At 63.5% G+C, this 18549-nt stretch carries 15 protein-coding genes; 10 read left to right on the forward strand and 5 right to left on the reverse strand.

The features are described 5' to 3' along the window. Positions 1-3: 3 nt before the first annotated feature. From B3397_RS21260 to B3397_RS21270, 3 genes are all read right to left on the reverse strand, one after another. The gene (locus B3397_RS21260; RefSeq protein ID WP_296253761.1) at positions 4-390 is read right to left on the reverse strand and encodes a type II toxin-antitoxin system VapC family toxin; all 387 of its coding nucleotides are present in this window, start codon (positions 388-390) and stop codon (positions 4-6) included. Beyond that, complete coding sequence (locus tag B3397_RS21265) at positions 387-626, reverse strand: type II toxin-antitoxin system Phd/YefM family antitoxin (protein ID WP_296253762.1); 240 nt, start codon at positions 624-626, stop codon at positions 387-389. Before B3397_RS21265 ends, B3397_RS21260 begins: the two co-directional genes overlap by 4 nt. 114 nt (positions 627-740) lie before the next feature. Next, positions 741-1778: a LacI family DNA-binding transcriptional regulator gene (locus tag B3397_RS21270; protein WP_296253763.1), complete on the reverse strand. Its 1038-nt coding sequence runs from the start codon at positions 1776-1778 to the stop codon at positions 741-743. A gap of 180 nt (positions 1779-1958) precedes the next feature. Here B3397_RS21270 and B3397_RS21275 point away from each other — a divergent pair, with 180 nt between their 5' ends. The 7 genes from B3397_RS21275 (at position 1959) to rarD (ending at position 11621) form a co-directional block, all read left to right on the forward strand. Next, positions 1959-4172 carry a TonB-dependent receptor gene (locus tag B3397_RS21275; protein ID WP_296253764.1) on the forward strand — a complete coding sequence of 738 codons (2214 nt, stop codon included), beginning with the start codon at positions 1959-1961 and terminating at the stop codon, positions 4170-4172. Between the two features lies 1 nt (position 4173). Further along, on the forward strand, positions 4174-5490 hold the full coding sequence (locus tag B3397_RS21280) for an LLM class flavin-dependent oxidoreductase (RefSeq protein ID WP_296253765.1): 1317 nt from the start codon (positions 4174-4176) through the stop codon (positions 5488-5490). Between the two features lie 36 nt (positions 5491-5526). After that, the gene (gene mgrA / locus B3397_RS21285; protein ID WP_296253766.1) at positions 5527-6564 is read left to right on the forward strand and encodes an L-glyceraldehyde 3-phosphate reductase; all 1038 of its coding nucleotides are present in this window, start codon (positions 5527-5529) and stop codon (positions 6562-6564) included. 11 nt (positions 6565-6575) lie between these two features. Further along, positions 6576-7499, forward strand: coding sequence for an aliphatic sulfonate ABC transporter substrate-binding protein (locus tag B3397_RS21290; RefSeq protein ID WP_296253767.1), 924 nt, complete (start codon positions 6576-6578; stop codon positions 7497-7499). Between the two features lie 134 nt (positions 7500-7633). After that, the gene (locus B3397_RS21295) at positions 7634-9535 is read left to right on the forward strand and encodes a PhoX family protein (protein WP_296253768.1); all 1902 of its coding nucleotides are present in this window, start codon (positions 7634-7636) and stop codon (positions 9533-9535) included. A gap of 76 nt (positions 9536-9611) precedes the next feature. After that, on the forward strand, positions 9612-10586 hold the full coding sequence (locus B3397_RS21300; RefSeq protein ID WP_296253769.1) for a serine/threonine protein kinase: 975 nt from the start codon (positions 9612-9614) through the stop codon (positions 10584-10586). 147 nt (positions 10587-10733) lie between these two features. Next, positions 10734-11621, forward strand: coding sequence for an EamA family transporter RarD (rarD, locus tag B3397_RS21305; protein ID WP_296253770.1), 888 nt, complete (start codon positions 10734-10736; stop codon positions 11619-11621). 245 nt (positions 11622-11866) lie between these two features. Here rarD and B3397_RS21310 read toward each other — a convergent pair whose 3' ends face one another. Beyond that, positions 11867-12385, reverse strand: coding sequence for a glycine cleavage system protein R (locus tag B3397_RS21310; RefSeq protein WP_296253771.1), 519 nt, complete (start codon positions 12383-12385; stop codon positions 11867-11869). A 313-nt stretch (positions 12386-12698) separates the two neighbouring features. Here B3397_RS21310 and B3397_RS21315 point away from each other — a divergent pair, with 313 nt between their 5' ends. Further along, positions 12699-14876 (forward strand): malate synthase G, encoded by a 2178-nt coding sequence (locus tag B3397_RS21315; RefSeq protein ID WP_296253772.1) that lies wholly within the window; start codon positions 12699-12701, stop codon positions 14874-14876. Positions 14877-15157: 281 nt separating this feature from the next. Here B3397_RS21315 and B3397_RS21320 read toward each other — a convergent pair whose 3' ends face one another. After that, on the reverse strand, positions 15158-15601 hold the full coding sequence (locus B3397_RS21320; RefSeq protein WP_296253774.1) for a response regulator: 444 nt from the start codon (positions 15599-15601) through the stop codon (positions 15158-15160). A 209-nt stretch (positions 15602-15810) separates the two neighbouring features. Between B3397_RS21320 and B3397_RS21325 the strand changes: the two genes are divergently transcribed. Next, positions 15811-17748: a DUF294 nucleotidyltransferase-like domain-containing protein gene (locus tag B3397_RS21325; RefSeq protein WP_296253777.1), complete on the forward strand. Its 1938-nt coding sequence runs from the start codon at positions 15811-15813 to the stop codon at positions 17746-17748. Further along, positions 17745-18452, forward strand: coding sequence for a 3'-5' exonuclease (locus B3397_RS21330; RefSeq protein ID WP_296253778.1), 708 nt, complete (start codon positions 17745-17747; stop codon positions 18450-18452). Before B3397_RS21325 ends, B3397_RS21330 begins: the two co-directional genes overlap by 4 nt. The last annotated feature ends 97 nt before the right edge of the window (positions 18453-18549 follow it).

Below are 18549 nucleotides of genomic sequence, written 5' to 3' on the forward strand. Positions count from 1 at the left end.
TGCTCAGACCTGAACGGTGGGCGGACCGTACTGAACCAGCAGCGCATCGGCGGTCAACAGCTGCAGGCTCTCGGTACTCGCCTGGGCGAACAGCAGTCGATCGAACGGGTCACGGTGGATGGGCGGCAGGTTTTCCACCGCCATTGCATGCGCTGACGTAATGGGCAGCTCGGTGTAACCGTTGAGCAGCAGTTGGCGACGCAGACGCGCCGTATCGATCACCGAGCCTGTGCGGCTGAGGCTGTTCTTGATCGCCAGCTCCCACAGGCTGGCTGCACTGAAGTACAGCTCGTGATCTAGATTCGCGATCAATGCTCGCGCTTTCGGCGAGAGCATCGGGCTGTCCTGAGCCACCCAGATCAGAATATGCGTGTCCAGCAGTAGCTTCACACCTTGCCCTCGAAGAGGTCGGCGACGTCATTGTCGAGCTCATCAAAGTCTTCGGGAACCACAAGGTCAACCATGAAACCTATACGCTTTGCTTCATCGGGCAGTGGCGCATCATAAGCGACCAGTTTGGCTATTGGCTTACCTGCCTTGGCGATAACCACCACTTCACCGGCTGCCGCCTGTTCGAGCAGGCGCGACAGATTGCTCTTGGCATCGTGAATGTTGTGAATGGCCATAAGCAGTGACTCCATACGGGTTTGGCTGAATTCTAGCTTAGCCCGCCATGTTAGCTAATGCATTCCAGTGTTTCATTTTTAGACAGGCGTGCAAAAGCACTGTGTTTCCGAACTTCAGGTGCTCTCTCGCGGCATCAGCTCGCACGTCAGCATGTTCTGAGGCGGCGCTTCGCCGGCCAGCACGCCCAGGCTTTGCAGCACCCGGGTGGCCGCCAGCACGCCGATCTCCAGCGCCGGGGGCTTGATGGTGGTCAGGCTCGGCATGAGCATTTCGGCGAAGGGATAGTCACCGAAACCCATCACCGCGCAATCCTGGGGGATGCGCAGCCCGGCGCGCTGGGCGGCGAGCAGGCCGCCGGCGGCGAGGTTGTCGTTGGCGAAGATGATCGCATCCGGGCGCAACGGGCGAGCCATCAGGGCATGCATGGCCTGCTTGCCGGCCTCGAACGGCGCCAGCGCGGCATCGGGTGCAAATACCTGAGCGGCCAAGCCCAGTTCGCTCAATGTGGCGGCGTAGCCGTCTCGACGTTCCAGGGCGCTGAAGTCGCCCGCAGCGCTGTTCTGCACGAACGCGATTCGCCGATAGCCCAAGCCGTGAAGGTAGCGGGCGGCACTGACGCCCACCTGAAAATGCGAAAAGCCGACTTGCATCGGCGCGCGCTCGGGCTGGTAATCCCAGGTCTCCACCAGTGGTATATCCGCCTCGGCGAGCATTTTCTCGGTACCCGCGCTATGGAAGCGGCTGGTCAGCACCAGCGCCGCCGGGGACCAGCCGAGAAACGCGCGCACAGCACTTTCTTCCTGCTCGGCGCTGAAGTAGCTGGAGGCCAGCAGCAGTTGGTACCCATGGCGACTCAAGGTGTCGCTGAATCCCTGAATGGTATTGGCGAAGATCGGTCCGGAGATATTCGGTATGACCATGCCGACAATTTTGCCCCGCGCCGACGCCAACCCGCCAGCGACCAGGTTCGGCACATAGCCCAACTCGCTCACTGCCAGGGCAATGCGCCGCTGGTGCTCGGCCGAAACCAGGTCGGGACGGTTGAAATAGCGCGATACCGTCATGGCCGACACGCCCGCATGGGCCGCTACGCGGGTAAGCGTGACGCGGCCTGCGCCACGGCGTTTACGGGGGGTCTTGGATTCGGTCACCCGACGGCCTCTAATAACCAGAAAATATAAAGAGTAGAAATTACGGTATTTGACCGCATAACCGGCGATCTTCACTATTGGCCATGTTAGCGCTAACCAAATCATCTGTCTGCTACTCGCTCGAGCGAATGCTGCGCTGATCCAAAACAACATTCAGCCCACGTTCGAGCGACCGCCGCCATGCAACAGCGTCAACCTTTCGCGATCACGACTTCAGTATTGTCCCAGGCCATCGCCGCCGCCCTGGCATTGGCCGCGACGCCTGCCTTCGCCGCCCAGAACGACGGCGAATCCGTCAGCCTGCAGGCGGTGACCGTCACCGCCACCCGCCGCGCCGAGTCGCTGCAGAAGGTACCAGTGGCCGTATCGGTGGTCGATGGCGAGCAGTTGGAACGGGACAACCGCAACGGCGTGGCGAGTATCGTGCAACAGGTGCCCAGCCTTAACTTCCGCACCGGTGCCTCGAACAAGGACACGTCGCTGTTCATTCGCGGCGTGGGCACCATCTCCACGTCGCCGGGTGTCGAGCCCACCGTGGCCACGGTCATCGATGGCGTGGTGTACGGCCGTCCCGGTCAGGCCACCCTGGACCTGTTGGACCTGGAACGCATCGAAGTGCTGCGCGGGCCCCAAGGCACGCTGTTCGGCAAGAACGCCTCGGCTGGCGTGCTGAACATCGTCACCAAGGCGCCTACCGAAGAGACTCACGGCTACATCGATCAGTCGTACTACAGCGGCAACGAAAGCCGCACTCGCTTCGGTATCGGCGGCAGCCTGATTCCGGACACCCTCAAGGGCTCGCTCACCACGTTGTTCGGCAGCTATGACGGCAACGTCGACAACCGCGCCAATGGCCATGAGGTCAACGGCTACAACCGCAAGGGCATCCGCGGCAAGCTGGTGTTCACCCCCAGCGACGACCTGACCCTGACCCTTGCCGCCGACTACATGCAAAGCCACGACGACGCCCCCAACGGCGTGGTCAGCAAGGCCCTGACCCCCGGCTTCGCAAGTGCCCTGGCGCCGGTAGACGCCAGCAATCACAGCCGCAACATCGTCAGCGACTACCGCAGCCATGTCGAGGACATCAACAAGGGCCTGTCGGCACAGTTGGACTGGAACCTGGGCGACTACACGCTGACTTCCATCACCGCCTGGCGCGGCTGGGACAACACCCAATGGCAGGACGGCGACCGCCTGGCGACCGTCAGCACCGCATTCCCCGGTACCGAAGACAAAGGTGACCTGAGCTATGACCAGTATTCCCAGGAGCTGCGTCTGGCCTCGCCCAAAGGCGAGTTCGTCGAGTACGTGGGCGGCCTGTTCTACATGCATGGCAAGGATGAGGAGACCTACCGCCGCTCCCTGGTGACACCGACCGGCGTACAACGCGGCGTGGCCGATTACAGCACCACCAGCGACAGTTACTCGGTGTTCGGTGAAACCACCTTGAACTTCACTTCCCGGCTGCGTGGCATCGCGGGCCTGCGCTGGACCCATGACGACCTGGAGTACGACCACCGCCGGGCCTCGACCTCGGCCACCACGGTCAGTGGCATCCAACCGGCCACCCGCAGTTCAGGCTCGGTGGATGAGGATGGCTGGTCCGGGCGGCTGGGGGTGCAGTACGACCTCAGCGACGACGTCATGGCCTACGTGACCTATTCGCGCGGCTACAAGGGCCCGGCCTACAACGTGTTCTTCAACATGCAGCCGCGCGACACCGATGCCCTCAAGCCGGAAACCTCCAACACTTGGGAAGCAGGCATCAAGGCCAGTGCGTGGGACAATCGCCTGACCACCAACCTGGCGGTGTTCCACAGCGATTACGACAACTATCAGGCCAACTTCTTCGACACCGTGGCCGGTCAAGTGGTCACCCGCCTGATCAACGCCGGCAGCGTCAGCACCGAAGGTGTCGAACTGGACTACGCCCTGCAGGCCACACCGAACCTCAAACTGTCCGGCGCTCTGGCCTACACCAAGGCGCGCATCGACCAGTTCAGTTGCCCGGCCGGCGCGGCGGCGTCGTGCAACGTCGACGGCAAGACCCTGCCCTACAGCCCCGACTGGAAAAGCTACGTGCGCGCCGACTACAGCATTCCCCTGGCCAATGGCCTGGACGTGGAGCTGGGGACCGATTACAGCTGGCAGAGCGAAGTGCAGTACGACATCAGCCAGAATCCGGACACCCGGCAGGGTGCCTACGGCATCTGGAATGCCAGCATCGCCCTGGCCGACTACAACAACGGCTGGCGTGTCGCGCTGCTGGGCAAGAACCTGGCCGACAAGTCGTACTCGCCAATGCTGGCCAGCGGCAGCGGCTACATCTACCGCGCCGTGCCTCGTGACGACGAGCGCTATTTCGGCGTGCAACTGCGCAAGGATTTCTGACATGAGTGGCAGACAGATGAAACTGGGTGCCTTTCTGATGGCCACCGGGCACCACGTCGCTGCCTGGCGACATCCCCAGGTGCCGGCGAATGCCGGGCTCGACTTCCGGCATTACCGGCACCTGGCCGAGGTGGCCGAAGCGGCCTGCTTCGACACCCTGTTTCTGGCCGACAGCGTCGCGGCAGCCACCGGCGACAGCGCCAGCCAGATGGCTCGCTCGGATCACTTCGAGCCTTTGACCCTGCTCTCGGCATTGAGCGTGGTCACCGAACGCATCGGCCTGATCAGCACCGTCACCACCAGCTACAACGAGCCCTACCACGTAGCACGCAAGTTTGCCTCGCTGGATCATCTGTCCGGCGGCCGCGCCGGTTGGAACCTGGTGACCTCCGATGCCGCCGCCGAAGCCGGCAACTTCGGCCGCGACGAACACATCGGCCACGCCGAGCGTTACAGCCGGGCGCGAGAATTCCATCAGGTGGTCACTGGCCTGTGGGACAGCTGGAGCGCCGAGGCCTTCGTCCGCGACAAGGCCAGCGGCCAATACTACGATCCGGCCGGTCGCCATGAACTGAACCATGTCGGCGAGCATTTCAAGGTCAAGGGGCCGCTCAACGTCGCCCGCTCGCCCCAGGGTCGGCCGGTAGTGGTGCAGGCCGGCTCCTCGGACGCCGGCCGCGAGCTGGCCGCGCGCACCGCCGATGTGATTTTTACCGCACAGCCTTCGCTGTCCGCCGCGCAAGCGTTCTACGCCGACCTCAAGAGCCGTGCCGCCACCTTCGGCCGCACCGCCGATGAACTGAAGATCATGCCAGGGGTGTTCGTCGTGGTCGGCGAAACCGAGGCACTGGCTCACGCCAAATTCGAAGAATTCCAGGACCTGGTGCAGCCTGAAGTCGCAGTGGCCCTGCTGGGCCGCATGCTGGGCAACTTCGACCTGTCCGGCTACCCGCTGGACGGACCGCTGCCCGAGCTGCCCCTGACCGACAGCGGCCAGCGCAGCCGTCAGCAATTGCTCAGCGAGCTGGCCCAGCGCGAGCACCTCAACCTGGCGCAACTGGGCCGGCGCATCGCTGGCGGCCGCGGGCATTTCAACCTGATCGGCACGCCGGCACAGATCGCCGATCAATTGCAGCTATGGTTTCACAGCGATGCCGCGGACGGCTTCAACGTGCTGGTGCCGCACCTGCCCGGCGGACTCGAGGATTTCGCCCAGCAGGTGGTGCCCGAGCTGCAACGTCGCGGCCTGTTCCGTACCGCATACACAGGCACCACGTTGCGCGAGCATCTGGGCCTGCCCGACATCACCGCGCGCTGATTCCGGCGCTGTTTCACACTGCATGACGAGGCTTTCATGACCTACATCGCTGCCGAAAACCGCTACCAGAGCCTGCCCTACCGCCGCGTCGGCCGCAGTGGCCTGGTATTGCCCGCGCTGTCCCTGGGGCTGTGGCACAACTTTGGCGACAGCACCCCCATCGACACGCAGCGCAGCCTGCTGCGCACCGCCTTCGACCTGGGCATCAATCACTTCGACCTGGCCAATAACTACGGGCCGCCCTATGGCAGTGCCGAGACCCATTTCGGCCGCCTGCTGCGCGAAGACTTCAAGCACTACCGCGACGAACTGATCATTTCCAGCAAGGCCGGGTGGGACATGTGGCCAGGCCCTTACGGTCAAGGTGGCGGCTCGCGCAAATACATCCTGGCCAGCCTGGACCAAAGCCTGCAACGCCTGGGCCTGGACTATGTGGATATCTTCTATTCGCACCGCTTCGACCCCGATACGCCGCTGGAGGAAACGGCCAGCGCCCTGGCCACCGCGGTGCAACAGGGCAAGGCCCTGTATATCGGAATTTCCTCGTACTCCGGGGTCAAGACCCAGGAGATCGCCGCGCTGCTCAAGGAGTGGAAAGTGCCGCTGCTGATCCACCAGCCGGCCTACAACCTGCTCAATCGCTGGGTGGAAAAGGACCTGTTGCAGGTCACCGACGCGCTGGGTACCGGTGTCATCGCCTTCACCCCTCTGGCCCAGGGTCTGCTGACTGACAAATACCTGCAAGGTGTACCCGCTGACGCGCGGGTCAATCGCCCGGGCGGCGGCTCGTTGCTGCCCAGCCATCTGAGCGAGGCCAACCTCGCCCACGTGCGTGCGCTCGACGAAATCGCCAAACGCCGCGGTCAGAGCCTGGCGCAGCTGGCACTGGCCTGGACCCTGCGCGATCCCCGCGTGACCAGCGCCTTGATCGGCGCCAGCCGCCCCGAGCAAATCATCGAGAACGTTGCCGCGTTGGATAACCTGACATTCAGTGCCGAGGAACTGGCCGAGATCGATCGGTATGCAGTGGAAGGCGGCATCAACCTCTGGGAAAAGCCCTCCACGGCGCAATAAGGGACGACCACATGAACACTATCGCTCGCCTGTGCGCGGCGCTGGCGCTGCTGGCGGCCACTGCAGCGGCCTGGGCTGACCCCGCCGACGTACGCATCGGTTATCAGAAAGGCTCGATCGCCCTGGTGCTGGCCAAGCAGCACGGCTTGCTGGAGAAACGCTTCGCTCACACCCACGTGCAGTGGATCGAATTTCCCGCCGGGCCGCAGATGCTCGAAGCCCTGAACATCGGCAGCCTGGACGTGGCCTCTACCGGCGACATTCCGCCGCTGTTCGCCCAGGCCGCTGGGGCCGACCTGGTGTACGTCGGCGCGGAACCGGCCAAGCCCCAGGCCGAGACGTTGTTGGTCAAGGGCAGCAGCGGCATCGCCGAGGTCGTGGATCTGAAGGGCAAGAAGGTTGCCTTCCAGAAAGGCTCCAGCGCCCACAACCTGATCCTGCGGGCCTTGAACAAGGCTGGCTTGAACTATCGGGATATCCAGCCGGTGTACCTGAGCCCGGCCGATGCCCGGGCGGCGTTCGAGCAAGGCAGCGTCGACGCCTGGGCGATCTGGGAACCCTATTCGTCATTGGCCCTGAGCGATGGCCAGGCACGCTTGCTGGCCGATGGCACAGGCCTGGGGCTCGGCGGTCCCGTCTATACCGCGCGACGCGAATTCGCCAAGGCCAATGGCGAGTTTATCCACAGCCTGCTGGCGGAGCTGAGCGCAGCCGAGGCGCTGACTCGCAGTGAGCCCGAGCAGAGTATCGACCTGCTGGCCCAGTCCATGGGCCTGCCACGGGCGGTGGTGGCACGCTATGTGGATAACCGTCCGCCGTCACCGGTGCTGCCTGTGGACAACACCGTCATCCAGGCGCAGCAGGCCACTGCTGACCTGTTCTACGCCAACAAGCTGCTGCCCAAGGCGCTGGACATTGGTGAAGTGGCCCGCTGACGCGGGGCCGTGACACAACGCCCACATGACGGCCGACAATGAAAATGCGCGGTTTGAACGACTGCGCAACCTTTTTGCAATCGGATCGTCACAATCCCTCCTTAAGGTACTCGCTGACCTGAAGGGAGATCATCATGAGCCTATTAGAAGAACACCAAGCCACCGACCTTGAAAAGATCACCGGGCTGAGCCGTCGCCGCTTCATCGGCGCTGGCGCCCTGTGCAGCGCGGCCCTGTTTCTGGGCGGCAACCTGCTGACCCGCAGCGCCCTGGCCGCCAGCGTCAGCGCTGGCAACAGCACGCTGCTGGGCTTTGCCAGTATCGCCGCAGCCACCGCCGACGACATCAGCCTGCCGCCTGGCTACAAAGCCAGCGTACTGATCAGCTGGGGCCAGCCGCTGCAGGCCGGTGGCCCGGCCTTCGACCCCAGCGGCAACGGCAGCGCCGAAGACCAGGAAGTGCAGTTCGGTGACAACAACGACGGCATGAGCCTGTTCCCCTTCCCCAATGATGCCAACCGCGCATTGCTGGCGATCAACAACGAATACACCAACTACCGCTACCTGTACGCCCATGGCGGCGCGCCGAAGTCTGCCGCCGAGGTGCACAAGGCCCTGGCCTGCGAAGGTTTGTCGGTGATCGAGATCCAGCGCAAGAGCGGCCACTGGCACTTCGTCCAGGGCTCGCAGTACAACCGCCGTGTGCACGGCAACACGCCGATTCGGGTCAGCGGCCCAGCCGCCGGCGATGCCCTGCTCAAGACCGCCGCCGACATCACCGGCAAGCTGGTCCATGGCACGTTCCAGAACTGCGCCAACGGCAAGACTCCGTGGGGCACCTACCTGACGTGCGAAGAGAACTTCACCGACTGCTTCGGCAGCACCGATGCCAACCTGGCGTTCACCCCGGCGCAGAAGCGCTACGGTGTGGTGGCAGCGAGCAAGGAGATCGACTGGCACCCCCACGATCCGCGCTTCGACATGGCCAAGACGCCCAATGAATTGAACCGCCACGGCTGGGTGGTCGAAGTCGATCCGTTCGACCCTACTGCCATGCCCGTCAAGCGCACCGCGCTGGGCCGTTTCAAGCACGAGAACGCGGCCCTGGCCGAAACCAGGGATGGCCATGCCGTGGTGTACATGGGCGACGACGAGCGCGGCGAGTTCATCTACAAGTTCATCAGCCGTGACCGTATCGACCACCACAACCCCAAGGCCAACCGCGACTTGCTCGACCACGGCACCCTGTATGTGGCCCGTTTCGACAACGGCGACGGCGATACCGACCATCCCAAGGGCCGCGGCCAGTGGCTGGAACTGACCCACGGCAAACATGGCCTGGACGCCAGCAACGGCTTCGCCAGTCAGGCGGAAGTGCTGATTCACGCACGCCTGGCAGCCACCGCCATGCAAGCCACGCGCATGGACCGCCCCGAGTGGATCGTGGTCAGCCCCAAAGACGGCCAGGTGTATTGCACCCTCACCAACAACGTCAAACGCGGCGATGACGGTCAGCCGGTCGGCGGCCCCAACCCCCGCGAGAAGAATGTCTACGGGCAGATCCTGCGTTGGCGCGAAGCGGGTGACGAGCACGGCGCCATGACATTCGAGTGGGACCTGTTCCTGGTCGCCGGCAACCCCAGCGTTCACCCCGGCCAGGCCAAGGGCGGCTCGTCCAACATCAATCCGCAGAACATGTTCAACAGCCCGGATGGCCTGGCCTTCGACGACGCCGGTCGACTGTGGGTGCAGACCGACGGCGACACCACCAACAAGGGTGACTTCGCCGGCATGGGCAACAACCAGATGCTCTGCGCCGACCCTGCTACCGGTGAGATCCGCCGCTTCATGGTCGGCCCGGTCGGCTGCGAAGTGACCGGGGTGAGTTTCGCACCTGATCAACGCACCCTGTTCATCGGCATCCAGCATCCCGGTGAAGCCGGCGGTTCGACCTTCCCCGAGCACCTGCCGAACGGCAAGCCACGCTCGTCGGTGATTGCCATCAGCCGTGAAGACGGTGGGGTGATCGGCGCCTGATTCGGCGCCCATTGTCGCTGCGTCTGCGCTACCATGGGTGGCCGGACGCGGCAGCCTGCCGCGCGCAGGAGTTCGCATGGCTCACCCTTTTGAAACACTGACACCTGACCTGGTCCTGGACGCCGTCGAAAGCATCGGCTTTCTCAGCGACGCTCGGGTATTGGCGCTCAACAGCTACGAAAACCGCGTCTATCAGGTGGGCATCGAAGACAGCCAGCCGCTGATCGCCAAGTTCTACCGCCCCGATCGCTGGACCAACGCCGCCATCCTCGAAGAACACGCCTTCACCGCCGAATTGGCCGACTGCGAAGTACCGGTGGTCGCGCCGTTGGTGCACAACGGGGAAACCCTGTTCGAGCATGCTGGCTTTCGCTTCACCCTGTTCCCACGCCGCGGCGGACGCGCGCCGGAGCCCGGCAACCTCGACCAGCTGTACCGCCTGGGTCAATTGCTCGGGCGCCTGCATGCAGTGGGCTCGACTCGTCCGTTCGAGCACCGTGAAGCCTTGGGTGTGCAGAACTTCGGCCACGATTCCCTGACCACCCTGCTGGAAGGCAATCACGTACCGCGCAGCCTGCTGCCAGCTTACGAGTCAGTGGCCCGCGACCTGCTCAAGCGAGTCGAAGAGGTGTACAAGGCCACGCCGCACAAGAACATTCGCATGCACGGTGATTGCCATCCCGGCAACATGATGTGCCGCGACGAAGTGTTCCATATCGTCGATCTCGATGACTGCCGCATGGGGCCGGCGGTGCAGGACCTGTGGATGATGCTGGCCGGCGATCGCCAGGAGTGCCTGAGTCAGCTGTCGGAATTGATGGATGGCTACCGAGAGTTTCACGATTTCGATCCGCGCGAGCTGGCCTTGATCGAACCGCTGCGCGCCCTGCGCCTGATGCATTACAGCGCCTGGCTGGCGCGACGCTGGGAAGACCCGGCGTTTCCACGCAGTTTTCCCTGGTTCGGGACGGAAAGGTACTGGGGCGATCAGGTGCTGGCGCTGCGGGAGCAATTGGCAGCGTTGCATGAAGAGCCTTTGAAGTTGTTCTAGGGGTTGGGTCGGTGGTGAAGGGTCCCCTCACCCTAACCCTCTCCCTGAGGGAGAGGGGACCGTTCATCCCCTCCTCCCGAATTGTCCCGCTCCCGCAAATATGCAACAGTTCCTCCCCAATAAAAACCGCACACAAAGCAGGATGCCATGCACACCGCCAACCCCCGCCGGGGCTATATTCTGGGCCTGAGCGCCTACATCTGCTGGGGCTTCATCCCCCTCTACTTCAAGACCGTTTCCCACTACCCCGCCGTCGAGATCATCGCCCAGCGCGTGCTGTGGTCGGCCGTGCTCGGCTCGTTGCTGCTGCTGGTGTGGAAACACCCCGGCTGGTGGCGTGAGTTGCGTGACCATCCCGTGCGCCTGGCCATCCTGGTGGGCAGCGGTAGCCTGATCGCGGCCAACTGGCTGGTCTATGTGTGGGCGATCAATAACGATCGGCTGCTCGAAGCCAGCCTGGGCTATTACATCAACCCCCTGGTGAACGTACTGCTGGGCTTGCTGATTCTCGGCGAGCGCTTGCGCCGGCTGCAGTGGCTGGCAGTGGCGTTGGCCGCAACCGGCGTGCTCCAGCAACTGTGGCAGGTCGGCAGCCTGCCATGGGTGTCGTTGGCACTGGCCCTGACGTTCGGTTTCTACGGCCTGATCCGCAAGCGTGCACCGGTGGCCGCCCTGCCCGGCCTAGTCATCGAAACCTGGTTGCTGGTGCCCCTGGCGGCTGGATGGTTGCTCTGGCACGGTGATGCGGTCAGCGCTCAGCCTGCGTTCTGGAGCACCGGTGAAGCACTGTGGCTAATGGCCGCCGGACCGATCACTCTGGTGCCGCTCATCTGCTTCAACGCGGCGGCGCGGCACCTGCCGTACACCACCCTGGGGTTCCTGCAGTACCTGGCACCGACCCTGGTGCTGTTGCTGGCCGTGAATGTCTATGGAGAGCACCTGGCGCCTGCCACCCTGGTCACGTTCATTTTCATCTGGGCCGGCCTGGCGGTTTACAGTGTGGATATCTGGCTGAATATGCGTCGTCGCAGCTGATCAAAAATCGACCAACCGACTGCAGGCCTTGCACTGCCTGGGCTGCAGCGGTTGGCTCAGAGGTTATCCACAGGCTGGTCCACGCCGTTTGTGCACAAGCGATTGAATTTGTTCGATTTTTGATCAGACGTTTGAAGCCCGCAGCCGGCGCGGGCTGCAGAGGCGTCGCCACAGGTTATCCACAGGTGGGTTCAGGTTTTTCTGGGATAACATTTTCACGGCTGTCAGTGCTCGCGCCCCACGCCTCAACCCGATGACTGCAACACCAGCTCCACCATCAATTCATCGGCCAACGCCTCCAGCTGTCCCTGCAACGCCCCCATCTCCACATCCAGCGGCACCGCCAACACCGCTTCGGCATGGAACAGTGGCTCGTTACTCATCGGCGCGGGCCGTACATCGGTCACGAGCCGTTCCAGGTTCACCCCGTGCTCGGCCAGCAAGCGGGTAATGTCACGCACGATGCCGGGGCGGTCATTGCCCACCAGCTCCATGGCGATCGGTCGCCACTCCGCGCTTGGCTGAACGCCGCCATCGGCGACGATCACCTGAATGCCATGGCCGGCAAGCTCGGCCAGTGAAGCCCGCAACGCCGCCCCGGCAGCCGGCGCCACCGCCACGCTGACGATGCCGGCGAACTGCCCGGCCATGCGCGACAGCCGGCTCTCCAGCCAGTTGCCTTCATGGGTCAGGATGCACTGGGCCAGGCGGTCGAGCTGCCCGGGTTTGTCCTGGGCGTAAACGGTCAATACAAGTTGATCCATTGGGGCGGTTCCTGATGGCGGGCTGAACAGCGTAGGCAATACAGGTTACACCTTGCAGTGTAGCCAAGAGGCGCGAGCCAGAAACCTGTGTACGGTTTGAGCGTTTTTATGGAACAATTGCATACACTTTTTAGAACATGTGATTTCACCCTGTGACTCGATGATCGAGCAGGGTCACGAGCAAAACGATTCAAGCCGGATTTTCACAACCCCAGCGCATCATGTAGTATCCGAATTTGCGCACTACATACCCCGCACAACCTACCGTGAATGGCTGTTACAGAGCGGATTTCCAAGCAGAGTGAGGCAAGCAATGACTGAACACGTTCAAGTCGGGGGCCTTCAGGTCGCCAAGGTCCTGTTCGACTTCGTCAACGACGAAGCCATCCCCGGCACTGGCCTGGGTCCCGAGCAGTTCTGGGCCGGGGCCGAAAAGATCATCAACGACCTCGCTCCCAAGAACAAAGCCTTGCTGGCCAAGCGCGACGACCTGCAAGCGCGCATCGACGCCTGGCATCAGGCGCGACAGGGCCAGGCACACGATGCCGCCGCCTACAAAGCCTTCCTCCAGGACATCGGCTATCTGCTGCCAGAAGCCGCGGACTTCCAGGCCAGCACGCAGAATGTCGACGACGAAATCGCACGCATGGCCGGCCCGCAGCTGGTGGTGCCGGTGATGAACGCGCGATTCGCTCTCAACGCCTCCAACGCCCGGTGGGGCTCGCTGTACGACGCGCTCTACGGCACCGATGCGATCAGCGAGGCGGACGGCGCGCAGAAAACCCAAGGCTACAACAAGGTCCGCGGTGACAAGGTCATCGCCTTCGCCCGCGCCTTTCTCGACCAGGCCGCGCCGCTGGCCGCTGGCTCCCATGTGGACTCCACCGCCTACAAGATCGTCGACGCCAAGCTGGTGGTGACGCTCAAGGGCGGCAGCAACAGTGGGCTGAACAACGATGCCCAGTTGATCGGCTACCAGGGTGATGCCGCCAAACCGACTGCGGTGCTGCTGAAGAACAACGGCCTGCACTTCGAGATTCAGATCGATGCCACGAGCCCGGTCGGCCAGACCGATGCGGCCGGGGTCAAGGACGTGCTGATGGAAGCCGCCCTGACCACCATCATGGACTGCGAAGACTCGGTGGCCGCAGTGGACGCCGATGACAAGGTGGTGATCTATCGCAACTGGCTGGGCCTGATGAAAGGCGATCTGGCCGAAGAAGTCAGCAAAGGCGGCCAGACCTTTACCCGCACCATGAACCCGGACCGTCACTACGCCGCGCCTCAAGGCGGCGAAGTCAGCCTGCACGGTCGCTCCCTGCTGTTCGTGCGCAACGTCGGTCATCTGATGACCATCGATGCCATTCTCGATGCCCAAGGGAATGAGGTGCCGGAAGGCATTCTCGACGGCTTGCTGACCAGCCTGGGGGCGATGCACAGCCTGAACGGCAACACCCGGCGCAACAACAGCCGCACGGGCTCGGTGTACATCGTCAAGCCGAAGATGCACGGCCCGGAAGAAGCCGCCTTCACCAACGAACTGTTCGGCCGTATCGAAGAGGTGCTGACGCTGCCGCGCAACACGCTCAAGGTCGGCATCATGGACGAGGAACGGCGCACCACGGTCAACCTCAAAGCCTGCATCCAGGCCGCTGCCGAACGTGTGGTGTTCATCAACACCGGTTTTCTGGACCGTACCGGCGACGAAATCCATACCTCCATGGAGGCCGGCGCCGTGGTGCGCAAGGCGGCCATGAAAGGTGAGAAGTGGATCGCTGCCTACGAGAACTCCAACGTCGACATCGGTTTGAAGACCGGCCTGCAGGGCCGGGCACAGATCGGCAAAGGCATGTGGGCCATGCCGGACTTGATGGCCGCCATGCTGGAGCAGAAGATCGCCCACCCGCTGGCCGGTGCCAACACCGCCTGGGTGCCCTCGCCCACCGCGGCAGCCCTGCACGCGCTGCATTACCACAAGGTCGACGTATTCGCGCGGCAGGCCGAACTGGCTCAGCGCACGCCGGCGTCGGTGGATGACATCCTGACCCTGCCCCTGGCGGCTGACACGAACTGGAGCGCTGAAGAGATCCAGAACGAACTGGACAACAATGCCCAGGGGATTCTGGGCTACGTGGTGCGCTGGATCGATCAGGGCGTGGGCTGCTCGAAGGTGCCGGACATCAACGACATCGGCCTGATGGAAGACCGCGCGACCTTGCGCATTTCCAGCCAGCTGTTGGCCAACTGGCTGCGTCATGGCATTGCCAGCGAGCAGCAGGTGATCGAAAGCCTCAAGCGCATGGCGCCGGTGGTGGACCGGCAGAACGCCGGCGATGCGTTGTACAAGCCGATGGCGCCCGACTTCGACAGCAATATCGCTTTCCAGGCGGCGCTGGAGTTGGTGGTAGAGGGCGCGCGGCAGCCCAATGGCTATACCGAGCCGGTGTTGCACCGTCGGCGGCGGGAGTTCAAGGCGGCGAACGGGCTGTAGACCGCAGCGCCCCTATCGCGGGTAGAACCCGCTCCCACAGGGGATTGGCGTCGTTTGCTGGCTACAGTTGCCATCACAAGGAATGGTGGCAATGGCTGGCTGCTGCTCCCAGATGGATTGGTGGCAAGGGCTGGCCACTGCTGCTCCCAGAAGGCTGGCCAATGCTTCCAGATGGATGGTGGCAAGGGCTGGCCAATGGTGCTTCCAGATGGATTGGTGGCAATGGCTGGCCAATGAGGTCTCTGTGGGAGCGGGTTCTACCCGCGATGGGGCCGGCAGGTCTACGCCAGCCCCAGCTCCTTGCGCGCCAGCTCCACCAGCAATCGGCTGTCGACCGGCTTGAGCAGAAAATCCACCACGCTCAAATGCATCGCCGCGATCGCATCCTTCACATTGGCATCGCCGGAAATAATGATGATCGGCAACGCCGCACGCTCCGACTCGCGTACCTCGCGAATCAAATCCAGCCCCGACTCCGGCCCCATGCGCAGGTCGGTGATCAGCAGGCCAATGGTTTTATTGCCGCGCAACTGAGCCATGGCAGTCATGGCGCTGTCGGCAGTCAGGCACTCGATCCCCTGCAACTGCAGGATCTCGGCGAGCACCTCGCGCGAATCCTTGTCGTCGTCCACCACCAAGGCCCGCTGGGGCGGCAGGTCGGGGATGAGGTTGAGTTCGCTGAGCGCTTCACGCTCGTCATCACTCAATAAATCTTGCTCGGACATACGTGTCTCTTATTCAAGGCCAACCTGTGCACTGCATCGGCCGGTGCCGGACAAAGGCTCGTTGGGCGCACCTTGCTGGATGCATAAGGTGCGGCATGCAGCGTGGGATGCCAAGCCTGAGCGGTTTTTTTAGACTTACGTCCAATGGGCACCCGCCGCCGCGAAGCCGACCATGGCGTCACGACAAGAACAAATAGCCGGTAGTGGTCATGAGCAAAACCGACGCCTTTACCCAGGCCGGGAAAACAGCGGTGTTGCAGAACATCCATGGGACCATGCAGTTCCTGCAACGTTTCCCACCCTTCAATCAAATGGAGAACGCCCACCTGGCGTTTCTGGTGGAGCAGTGCCAGCTGCGTTTCTACGCCAGCGGCGAAAGCATCATCAAACCGGCCGACGGGCCTATCGAACACTTCTATGTCGTCAAACAGGGTCGTGTGGTGGGCGAGCGCCCGCACAGCGCCCGACGCGGTACCGAAACCACCTTCGAGATCGCCAGCGGTGAGTGCTTCCCCCTGGCTGCGCTGCTGGGTGAGCGGGCGACGCGCACCGAGCACCTGGCGGCTGAGGATACCTTCTGCCTGCAACTGAACAAGCCGGCATTCATCAAGCTGTTCGCCCTGTCCAATCCGTTTCGCGACTTCGCCCTGCGCGGGGTCAGCAGCCTGCTCGACCAGGTCAACCAACAGGTGCAGCGCCGGGCCGTTGAAACCCTGGGCACCCAGTACTCGCTGAATACCCGCCTGGGCGACCTCGCCATGCGCCACCCGGTGATCTGCGACCGCGATACGCCGCTGCGTGAAGCGGTGCGGCTGATGCACGAACAGCAAGTGGGCAGCATCGTGATCGTCGATGTTCGCAAGGCGCCACAAGGTATCTTCACCCTGCGCGACCTGCGCCAGGCGGTGGCCGATGCCGCCACCGATTTCGGCGCCGCCATTGCCCGCTACATGATTCCCGAGCCTTTTCACCTCAGCCCCGAGGCCAGTGCGTTCGACGCCGCCGTGGCCATGACCGAGCGGCATATTGCCCACGTCTGCCTGGTCAAGGATCGCCGCCTGTGTGGGGTGGTGTCGGAGCGAGACCTGTTTTCCCTGCAGCGGGTCGACCTGGTGCACCTGGCGCGCACCATTCGCAACGCCGGCCGTATCGAACAGTTGGTGGCGTTGCGCGGAGAGATCAGCCAGTTGGTGGAACGCATGTTGGCCCATGGCGCGTCATCGACCCAGATCACCCAGATCATTACCCTGCTCAACGACCACACCGTGTGCCGCGTTATCGAGCTGACCCTGGAAGAGCGCGGTGACCCCGGTGTGCCTTTCAGCTGGCTGTGTTTCGGCAGCGAGGGCCGCCGCGAGCAAACCCTGTACACCGACCAGGACAACGGCATCCTGTTCGAGGCCGACGACGCGGCCCACGCCGCCGAGATCCGCGGCAAGCTGTTGCCGTTGGCTCACCACATCAATCAGGGCCTGGCCCAGTGCGGCTTCAGCCTGTGCAAGGGCAACATCATGGCCGGCAACCCCGAGCTGTGCCTGTCGCGGGCTGAATGGGCGCGACGCTTTGCGGCGTTCATTCGCGAGGCCACACCGGAGAACCTGCTCAACTCCAGCATCTATTTTGACCTGCGCACGGTGTGGGGCGACGACAAGCCGTGCGCCCAACTGCGCCAGAGCGTGCTGGTGCAGGTCGCCGACAACCGCCTGTTCCAGCGCATGCTGGCAGAGAATGCCTTGCGCCAGCGGCCCCCTGTAGGACGCTTTCGCGACTTCGTATTGACCCGCCAGGGCAGCGACAAGGCGGCCACCCTGGACCTCAAGGTGCAAGGCCTGACGCCCTTCGTCGACGGCGCGCGTCTGCTGGCCCTGGCCAATGGCATCGAGGCCAGCAATACCCTGGAGCGCCTGCGTCAGCTGGTGGGCAAGGAAGTGATCGACGCTCTGGACGGCGCCGCCTACGAAGAGGCCTATCACTTCATCCAGCAGACCCGTATGCAGCAGCATCAATTGCAGACGCGCCAGAACTTGCCCTGGTCCAACCGGGTCGACCCGGCCAGCCTCAACGACCTGGACCGGCGCATCCTGCGCGAATCCTTGCGCCAGGCCCAGCGCCTGCAAGCCAGCCTGAGCCTGAGGTACCAGTTGTGAAGTTGTTCAACTGGCTGCGCAGTGCCACGCCCACCCTGGACGGCAACCAGCAGCAGCGCCTGCACCAACTGGCCAGGCCGCGCCCCCTGGGCATCTGCAGTCTGCGCGAACAGCGCTGGGTGGTACTGGACCTGGAAACCAGTGGCTTGAACACTGCCAAGGACCAGGTGTTGTCCATCGGCGCGGTGGTGATCGAGGACGGGGCGGTGGATTTCTCTCGGCAGTTCGAGCGCACCTTGCAGCGCAGTGAATCGAAATTGAGCCCTAGCGTGTTGATTCACGGTCTGGGCCCGGATGCCATCGCCGCCGGACAAGCACCCGCCGAGGCGCTGCTGGACTTCATGGCCTTCGTCGGTGACAGCCCGCTGCTGGCCTTCCACGCGCCGTTCGACGAGCGCATGTTGAGCCGCGCCCTCCACGACAGCCTGGGCTACCGGCTGCAGCACCCGTTCCTCGATGTCGCCGAACTGGCACCGATGCTCTGCCCTGACGCCCACTTGCGCGAGGCGGGGCTGGACGACTGGACCGGCTACTTCGGCCTCCAGGCAGGCGAGCGCCACCATGCCAGCGCCGATGCCCTGGTGACCGCCGAGCTGGCGATGATCCTGTTTGCCCATGCCCGTCGCCAGGCGCTGGACAGCCCCCAGGCGCTGGCGCAGAAACTCGCCCAATGGCGCCGCCGCCAGCAAGCCCCCTCCCTGTAGCAGCGGCGTAAGCCGCGTCGCTTTTTCGACACAACCGCCCCCTGCAAATCTCGTCCCGCTAGAGATTGTCGAAGCGCGACGCGGCTTACGCCGCTGC

This window comes from Pseudomonas sp. UBA4194 (genome assembly GCF_002379585.1).
Classification (GTDB): domain Bacteria; phylum Pseudomonadota; class Gammaproteobacteria; order Pseudomonadales; family Pseudomonadaceae; genus Aquipseudomonas.

Excerpts from the sequence above, each read along its gene's own strand:
- rarD (WP_296253770.1), top strand. The coding sequence starts at position 10,734 with ATGCACACCGCCAACCCCCGCCGGGGCTATATTCTGGGCCTGAGCGCC.
- B3397_RS21280 (WP_296253765.1), top strand. The coding sequence starts at position 4,174 with ATGAGTGGCAGACAGATGAAACTGGGTGCCTTTCTGATGGCCACCGGG.
- B3397_RS21295 (WP_296253768.1), top strand. The coding sequence starts at position 7,634 with ATGAGCCTATTAGAAGAACACCAAGCCACCGACCTTGAAAAGATCACC.
- B3397_RS21290 (WP_296253767.1), top strand. The coding sequence starts at position 6,576 with ATGAACACTATCGCTCGCCTGTGCGCGGCGCTGGCGCTGCTGGCGGCC.
- B3397_RS21275 (WP_296253764.1), top strand. The coding sequence starts at position 1,959 with ATGCAACAGCGTCAACCTTTCGCGATCACGACTTCAGTATTGTCCCAG.
- B3397_RS21300 (WP_296253769.1), top strand. The coding sequence starts at position 9,612 with ATGGCTCACCCTTTTGAAACACTGACACCTGACCTGGTCCTGGACGCC.
- mgrA (WP_296253766.1), top strand. The coding sequence starts at position 5,527 with ATGACCTACATCGCTGCCGAAAACCGCTACCAGAGCCTGCCCTACCGC.
- B3397_RS21320 (WP_296253774.1), bottom strand. The coding sequence starts at position 15,601 with ATGTCCGAGCAAGATTTATTGAGTGATGACGAGCGTGAAGCGCTCAGC.
- B3397_RS21325 (WP_296253777.1), top strand. The coding sequence starts at position 15,811 with ATGAGCAAAACCGACGCCTTTACCCAGGCCGGGAAAACAGCGGTGTTG.
- B3397_RS21265 (WP_296253762.1), bottom strand. The coding sequence starts at position 626 with ATGGCCATTCACAACATTCACGATGCCAAGAGCAATCTGTCGCGCCTG.
- B3397_RS21315 (WP_296253772.1), top strand. The coding sequence starts at position 12,699 with ATGACTGAACACGTTCAAGTCGGGGGCCTTCAGGTCGCCAAGGTCCTG.
- B3397_RS21310 (WP_296253771.1), bottom strand. The coding sequence starts at position 12,385 with ATGGATCAACTTGTATTGACCGTTTACGCCCAGGACAAACCCGGGCAG.